This is a genomic window from Pyxidicoccus fallax (genome assembly GCF_012933655.1).
GTDB classification, from domain to species: Bacteria; Myxococcota; Myxococcia; order Myxococcales; family Myxococcaceae; genus Myxococcus; species Myxococcus fallax.
The window spans coordinates 1-7,161 of record NZ_JABBJJ010000491.1 but is presented as its reverse complement, the minus strand read 5'-3'; the positions used below and the strand labels follow the sequence as shown (position 1 = coordinate 7,161).

Genomic DNA, 7,161 nt, shown 5'->3' with positions numbered 1-7,161 from the left:
CGCTCGCCGAGGGTGGTGGCCACCTTCTCCAACAGCCCGTCGTCGGTGAGCCGCTTGGACTTGCCGCGCATGGCGGCCCACGTGGCGTCCAGCAGTGACGGCAGCATCCGCCCGGCGAGCACGGACGACAGCCGCTGCGCCGCCTCCTCCTCGTCGATGCGGTGGGCCTGCGCGTAGGTGGGAACCAGCTTCGCCACGACCACGGCACGGGTGGCGAGGTGGGCGAGGCGGGGAGGGTAGGACATGGGCGCTCCTGGGCGCCGGCGGACTACCAGCGCACGAGGAGACGGTAGCCCTCGGCGCTGCGCTCCTCCACGGTGATTCGCGGCTGGACGGAGGCCAGCTCCAGCATCCGCTCCAGGCCACCGGCCATCAAATCCGGCCGGTTGTAGCGGTCCGTGAGGTACAGGCGGCGGCCCCGGTCTCCCGCGGGCGTCAGCGTCACCTCGATGTCCGGGCGGCCCATCATCGCCAGGTAGCGGGGCACCCGCTCCAGGGCACGCACCGGCCCAATCATGGGCAGGGCCACGGCGGCCATCCGGCCAATCAGCGTCTCGGCGAAGCCGGTGATGAACCGCCGGCCGAGCTGCCGGTACGCTTCCTCCTCGCTCAGCTCCGGGTAGACCTCCTGCCGGGCCAGGGCGACGGCGCGCTGCCAGAGCTGGACGGGGTAGTCCATCTCCGGCTGCTTCATCCGGTAGCCCAGCGCCTCCAGCTCCTGGGCCAGCCGGCCCTCCGCCTTGAGGGCCCGCACGAACAGCCCCTCGAACGCGCTGGCGGGCACGCGCGGCGCGGGCAGGGGCGTCTCGGGGGGGCGGCGGGTCGGAGTCATCAGCATCGGCGGGGCTCCCAGGGGAGCGGACATCCCATGACTATAGCGGAATCCCCTACGGCTTCAGGTTCTTCGCGGATTACTTGTTGGACAAAGGAGAAAGGCGCTGGGTGGAGGCCCGAGGGGGTTTGCGTCCCGGAGAGTCGGGTTGCTAAGGGGCGGCCGGCGCCTTACAGGAAAGGCCTCAGGAGAATTGAATGTCGGTGAACATCCAGCTCGAGTGGACCCCGAACCCCAGCACGTTGAAGTACGTGGTGGACCGGAGGCTGTTGGCGGGCGGCGCGCTGAACTTCACGAGCCGGGACGACGCCAAGGCGAAGTCGCCGCTGGCGGACAAGCTGATGGACGTCCGCGGCGTGACGGCGGTGATGATTGGCAGCAACTTCGTGACGGTGACGAAGGGCGAGGAGGGCGAGTGGGACGAGTTGAATGACTCGGTCATGGCCACGCTGGACTCGCACCTGACGGCCAACGAGCCGGTGGTGGACGAGGCGGCGGTAGCCGCGGCGCGTCAGACGTCCGCGGAGGCGGGCGGTGGCTCGGTGGAGGGCCGCATCCGGGACATCCTGGACAGCGAAATCCGCCCGGCGGTGGCCATGGACGGTGGCGACATCACCCTGGACCGCTTCGAGGACGGCATCGTCTACCTGCACATGAAGGGCTCGTGCGCGGGGTGCCCGTCTTCGACGGCGACCCTGAAGATGGGCATCGAGGGGCGGCTGCGTGAGGCCATCCCCGAGGTGCTCGAGGTGGTGTCCGTCTGAGGCGCAACGTCAAGGCCCCCCAGGTCCGGCGCGAACTGCTGCCGGACCAGTCCCCGGCGCTCCTGCGTGAGCTGCACCTGCTCACGCGCGAGGGGCACCTCAACGCGGACGCGCTGCGCAAGCTCAAGCAGGTGAACCACCTGATGGGCTTGATGCGCCCCGCGGTGGAGGACGTGCTGGCGCGCCACCCGAACAACGCGGTGATGGTGGACGCCGGCAGCGGCAACGCCTACCTGGGCTTCGTGCTCTACGAGCTGTTCCTCAAGAACGCGCCCGGGGGCACGCTGCTGTCCATCGAAGGCCGGCCGGATTTGACGGAGCGGGCGAAGGGCCGTGCCGAGCGGCTGGGCTTCAGCCGGATGCAGTTCCAGACGGCGCACATCGACACGGCGCAGTACCCGGAGCGCATCCACCTCTTGATGGCGCTGCACGCGTGCGACACGGCGACGGACGACGCGCTGGTGGCGGCCATCCGCCACGGGGCGGACCACGTGGCCGTGGTGCCGTGCTGCCAGGCGGAGGTGGCCGCGCAGCTCAAGGAGAAGCGGCCGGTGGCGGCGGGCGGCGGTTCCTCAATGTCGCTCCTGTACTCGCACGCCTGGCACCGGCGCGAGTTCGGCTCGCACCTGACGAACGTGGTGCGTGCGCTGACGCTGGAGGCCTTCGGCTACCAGGTGACGGTGACGGAGCTGACGGGCTGGGAGCACTCGCTGAAGAACGAGCTGATTCTGGGCCGCCGGGTGCACCGCGAGAATCGCCGCGCGCGCGTGCAGCTGGAGCGGCTGCTGGCGGAGACGGGCGTGGCGCCGAAGCTGACGCGGGAGCTGGGCGTGAAGCCCGCCACGGTGTCCGCGTCCGAGGAGCCCGAGGCTCCCGAGCCGGTGGCTCCCGAGGACTCGGAGCCCGGCCCGGCGTAGTCCGCTCGTCACTTCCTCGGCGAGAAGACGACGATGGAGCTGGGCGTCACCAGCAGGTCGTCCTTGTCCGAGGGGGCGACCTTGCCGGGCCGGGGGAGGATTTCCGTGTTCCACCGGGCGGGCGGCAGGCCGCAGAGCTTCTTGAGGTCGCCCACCCGCGTGGGGCCCGTCGTGGTGACGGCGAGAATCTCCGAGGCGCCGCTGGTGTCGCGGATGTCCACCCACACCTTCATCACGTCGCTGGCGAGAATCTCCGCGACGGGCACCTTTCCGGCGACCACCGGGAACCAGACGGCGGGGGAGAACACGTGCAGCTCCAGCAGCCGGATGCCGGAGTGCGGGTGCTCGCGGAAGAAGCGGCGGATGCCCGCCAGCGTCTGGACGAAGGGGTGCAGGGGATTCCACAGGCGGAACTGGCCCGAGGCCACCGGCCCCAGGTGGACGTGCTCGAATCCCGCCGCGTCCGCCATGCGCAGGGCCTCGGCCACGGAGTGCTCGATGATGCCCAGGTCGCGGCTGTCCTTCGGGTCGTCCGGGCCGGGCACGGGCACCGGGTGTGACGGCGGGAGGCGGGCTGCGACGGCGAAGATGGGCGCGTCTCCGAACCGGTAGGCGTACGACGGGGTCGCGCCGGAGGCTCGCCAGTGGCTCGGGCTCGTGTCGGAGAGGAGCTTCGCCTGGTGTGCCCCTTCGAGGAGGTTCTGGGCCTGCCGGCCGGGCTCTGGACTGTTGTCCGCGTTCCTGCCCACGCTGACGATGACGCACTCGCCCGCGTGCGGGTTGGGCACGGGCAGCGGGGCGTACCGAAGCCGGAGCCTGCGAGCTTCTCCGGGGGACGGCGCCGCGGTCTTCGGGGCGGGCTTGTTCGGTCCGTCGGTGACGGGCCTGCCCAAGCCCTCTTCCAGGCGGAAGCCCAGCTCATCCGGCATCCAGGCCACGGGCACGGGCGTCGCGGCGGATGATGCCTTGCGCACGCCGACGGCGTCCGCGAAGCGGTCGAGCAGCGCCGGCAGCTCGGAGTACTTGTCGAAGTACACGGGCGTGATGCCCAGGCGCGCCTGGAGGAACCGGGCGTCGGGCGGGTCGCCCTTGAAGCCCTGCCGGGCGAACAGCGCGAAGTGGGGATGGGGGCCGGGGCCGTAGTGGTGGGCAATCTCGCCGAAGAGGTTGACGAGGTAGTCCTCGAGGAGGCCCGAGCCGAGGAACAGGAACGAGCGGCGGGAGAAGACCTCGGCGAAGGCCCGCCGGAAGTGTGGCTGGGCGTTGATGGCCAGTTGGTACTGCTGGTGGCCCGCGACCACCTCGCTCGCCAGCCGGAGCTGGCGGGGCTCATCGAGGATGAGCTCCTTGACGAGCAGCTCGTGCGGCTCGGCCTGTCCCCCGAGGAAGCCCTGGAGGGCCCAGAAGATGGGCCGCGTCGGCGCGTCGAGCGAGCGGAGGACCTTGTGGCAGTCCTCGACGCCGCGGCCGAGCACCTCGGGCACGTCCGTCTCGTCGCGCTTCACCGTTTCCGAAGACGAGCCCTTCAGGCCACCACCGGCCAGCACGTCCGCATGGGACTGCCGCATCCGGCTCACGACGTACAGGTCGTCGTAGTTGGTGGTCAGCACGAGCGGCCAGTAGCAGCGCGCGAGCGCCTCCGTCTGCGCGGGGATGACACAGGTGCCCGCGGCCTTGCCGCCCGCGTTGAGCGCCTTGCGGTAGGCCTCGGCGCGCTCCTTCGGGTCCAGGGCGCCCAGGTTCATCACCGCGGTGTCGGCGAGGCGGTACAGCTCCGCGCTCTCCGGCGCCCGGTGGTTGTCCGGGTCCGCGACGTACTGCTGGATGCTCCTGGGGATGTCCACTCCGGCGATGGTGGCGAGCCCGGTGAGGAGCTTCACCCAGCTCGTGCAGGCGGGGACGCTCATCCCGGAGCCGGTGAAGGGGACGAGCAGGCCGCGCCGGTAGGTGGCGACGAGATGCGGCAGGATGTCGTCGAACGTCATGGCGCCCCCTTCGTGGTCATGTCGCGGAAGGGCCCGGAGTCTGGCGGTTGGCCCGGGGTGACTCAAGGCAGCAGCGGCCCGGGCTGGAGTAGAAGGGGCGTATGGCGGACACGGTGAAGCGGTCGGAGCTGGTGGCGCTGGTGGACATGGATGGAACGCTCTGTGACTACCAGGGCGCGATGTTGAGGGATTTGGAGCGGCTGCGCAGTCCGGGAGAGCCGGCGCTGACGTCGGACTTCGAGGACTCGCCCTGGATGCGGGCTCGGCAGGAGCTCATCCGTGGGCAGCCCGGATGGTGGGCGCGCTTGGAGCGGCGGCAGCAGGGCTTCGACGTGCTGGAGGAGCTGCGGGCGCTGGAGTTCGAGCTGCACGTGCTGACGAAGGGGCCGGCGAACTCGACGAATGCGTGGGCGGAGAAGCTCCAGTGGTGCCAGGCGCACGTGCCGGACGCGCGTGTCACCGTCACCATGGACAAGGGGCTGGTCTACGGGAAGGTGCTGGTGGACGACTGGCCGGAGTACATCCACCGCTGGCTCACGTGGCGCCCGCGCGGGCTGGTCATCGTCCCCGCGCAGCCGTGGAACGCGGGGTTCTCGCACCCGAATGCGCTGCGCTACGACGGCACCAACCTGGCCGAGGTGCGCGCACGGCTCCGGGCCGTGAGGGATGCCGCGCTCGCCGCGAACGTGGGCTAATGCGTGGGCAGCTCGCGAAAGGTGATGCCGTCCAGTTCCAGGCGTCGGACGGCATTCATGAACTGCTCGGTGCCGACAATGACCGTGGAGAAGTTGCCCACCCGGAACAGGTCCAGGTCGGCGGGCAGGGAAGCCATGTCGAGGATTGGCGCTTCTGGCAGCCGGGCCGCGAGCCGGCCGCAGGTCTCACAGGGGGGCGGCATGTCCGGCGGTAGGCAGTCCGGGTGCAGCCTGCCGTAGGGCTCAATCTGGAGCTCCAGCAACTCCGGTGCGTCCTTCTTGCGAAACCGGAGCTGGGTGGGGCATCCGTGCAACCCCCGCACACCCGCTTTCTGCAGACGCTCCAGCGCGTCCCGGCGTAGGAGGAGCCTCTCCACGCCCGCCCAGACGATGGGGCCGAAATCCCCGGAGGCTCGACCCACCAGCGGACCGAACTCCGTACCGGGGGGCAGCGCGGCATGCGGAGGCGCCAGGGGACGCACCCGCTCACGCAGGCGCGCGAATTCGGGGAAGGGCTCGGGCCGAGCCGTCTCGAACTCGCGGTGCTCGGGTAGCTGCGAGAGGTCGACAGAGGGATAGCTGTGGCCCAGATCGCTCCAGGTGACACCGCACGTGTGACACCTCACGCCTGGCAGTCCCCACTTGCTGGCGGCATCGACGTATCCCCCGTACCGGGTCGCAACCGCCCTGTCCTCGTTCAGCCAGTAGAATCGGGTCATTCGTCCTCAAGTGCCCGGGCGGGAGTCGTAGGGCTGGATGGGGCCGCCCAGGACCTGGACGCGATAGATGCCCCCCTGACGGTCGAACCACCTCGCGAACTCCTTGGCCTGGGGGAAGATGTGGTGCTTCTCCCATCGGCCGGCCGTGAGCTGGCGTGAAGGGGGGATGATTCGCTCGGGGGCACCGTTCCAGTTGGGAAAGACCATGACGGCGCCACCGGGCAGCTTCCCCGCGCTTCCCCAGTTCCTCCGAGGACCGTTGCCCGCCGCCGCAGGAGGGCGCGCCCCCGGGAAGCGCGCCAGTTCGACTTCACCGGACATGTCCTCACAGCGGTAGAAGCCGCAGGTGTCCCCCAGGCACAGGAGGGTGACGCACTGGTCCTCGTGGGGTGCGTCGCACTCCACCTCCGCTGCCTCGGTCCAGGCTTGCTGCAGGGGAGGCGTGACGGTGGTGCAGCCCAGCCAGGACGTGGCGAGCAGCGAAAGCAAGAGAGCAAGAAGGGCCCGCATTACCTGTGAACCCTAGCGCCGTGGCATTGCTGCCGTGGCCCCCAGCGTGAGCGCGTCCCGGGCACCGAGCAACCGCCGGGGCGAGTTGCTCCGCTTCTCTGTACGCCGCCCGGGCCCGGGCGTACCTGATTAACCTGCTTCAGGGAAGTCCGGTAAGGCCGCGAGGATGGCCTGCGGCTCCCTTCGCCATTCCAGCGCCGCCCCTTCTGTTTGCAGGGCGCATCTTCCGCGCCTCGGATTCGTTCGAGGCGGGAATCTTCCTGTCCTCGGAGGCGCCCTCCCTCATCGTGAGCGTGGTGCCAGGAGCCCCATCGCAGCCTCCATGGCGGTCAAGGCGTCGTCCCGCGGCACCGCGTGACTCCCGAGCCCGCGCGCGTGTCAGCCCCCGCCTCGGCCCCTGGATGGACCGCAGGGCACGCAACCGGATGAGCTGCCAGAGGTTATTCCTTGGCGCGAGCCGCATCCTTGCTGGCATGTCAGCCCTCTCCGGAAGGAGGGCCGTCGTGGAGGAATGACTCCTCCGGCGAGGCCGCATCCGAGGCGGGTCATCGTGGAGGAATGATTCCTCCAGCGAGGCGGCATCCGAGGCGGGCCGTCGTGGAGGAATGATTCCTCCAGCGAGGCCGCATCCGAGGCGGGTCGTCGTGGAGGAATGATTCCTCCAGCAAGGGGGGCGCCCGAGGCGGGCCGTCGTGGAGGAAGGATTCCTCCAGCAAGGCGGCGCCGGGGGGCTGGGAGG

The 7,161-nt window shown here is 70.1% G+C and carries 7 protein-coding genes and 1 pseudogene; 3 read left to right on the top strand and 5 right to left on the bottom strand.

The window, feature by feature from the left end; translation table 11 throughout:
* A pseudogene (locus HG543_RS49820) lies at positions 1-245 on the bottom strand (hypothetical protein); the annotation flags it as partial.
* Positions 246-268: 23 nt separating this feature from the next.
* Positions 269-838: a DUF2378 family protein gene (locus HG543_RS49815; RefSeq protein ID WP_169352022.1), complete on the bottom strand. Its 570-nt coding sequence runs from the start codon at positions 836-838 to the stop codon at positions 269-271.
* A 191-nt stretch (positions 839-1,029) separates the two neighbouring features.
* Between HG543_RS49815 and HG543_RS49810 the strand changes: the two genes are divergently transcribed.
* Both HG543_RS49810 and HG543_RS49805 read left to right on the top strand, forming a co-directional pair.
* Positions 1,030-1,596 carry a NifU family protein gene (locus HG543_RS49810; protein WP_169352021.1) on the top strand — a complete coding sequence of 189 codons (567 nt, stop codon included), beginning with the start codon at positions 1,030-1,032 and terminating at the stop codon, positions 1,594-1,596.
* A gap of 113 nt (positions 1,597-1,709) precedes the next feature.
* Positions 1,710-2,513 carry a class I SAM-dependent methyltransferase gene (locus tag HG543_RS49805; protein ID WP_281404550.1) on the top strand — a complete coding sequence of 268 codons (804 nt, stop codon included), beginning with the start codon at positions 1,710-1,712 and terminating at the stop codon, positions 2,511-2,513.
* An 8-nt stretch (positions 2,514-2,521) separates the two neighbouring features.
* On the opposite strand, the gene HG543_RS49800 is transcribed toward HG543_RS49805, so the two are convergent.
* Entirely contained in the window at positions 2,522-4,498 is a 1,977-nt protein-coding gene (locus HG543_RS49800; RefSeq protein ID WP_169352019.1) for an SIR2 family protein, read from the bottom strand.
* Between the two features lie 101 nt (positions 4,499-4,599).
* Here HG543_RS49800 and HG543_RS49795 point away from each other — a divergent pair, with 101 nt between their 5' ends.
* Positions 4,600-5,193, top strand: coding sequence for a 5' nucleotidase, NT5C type (locus HG543_RS49795; RefSeq protein ID WP_169352018.1), 594 nt, complete (start codon positions 4,600-4,602; stop codon positions 5,191-5,193).
* On the opposite strand, the gene sitI6 is transcribed toward HG543_RS49795, so the two are convergent.
* Both sitI6 and sitA6 read right to left on the bottom strand, forming a co-directional pair.
* Positions 5,190-5,912, bottom strand: a complete 723-nt coding sequence (gene sitI6 / locus HG543_RS49790) for a SitI6 family double-CXXCG motif immunity protein (RefSeq protein WP_169352017.1) — start codon at positions 5,910-5,912, stop codon at positions 5,190-5,192. The genes HG543_RS49795 and sitI6 overlap by 4 nt on opposite strands.
* Positions 5,913-5,918: 6 nt before the next feature.
* Positions 5,919-6,422 carry a SitA6 family polymorphic toxin lipoprotein gene (sitA6, locus tag HG543_RS49785; protein WP_169352016.1) on the bottom strand — a complete coding sequence of 168 codons (504 nt, stop codon included), beginning with the start codon at positions 6,420-6,422 and terminating at the stop codon, positions 5,919-5,921.
* Between the last annotated feature and the right edge of the window lie 739 nt (positions 6,423-7,161).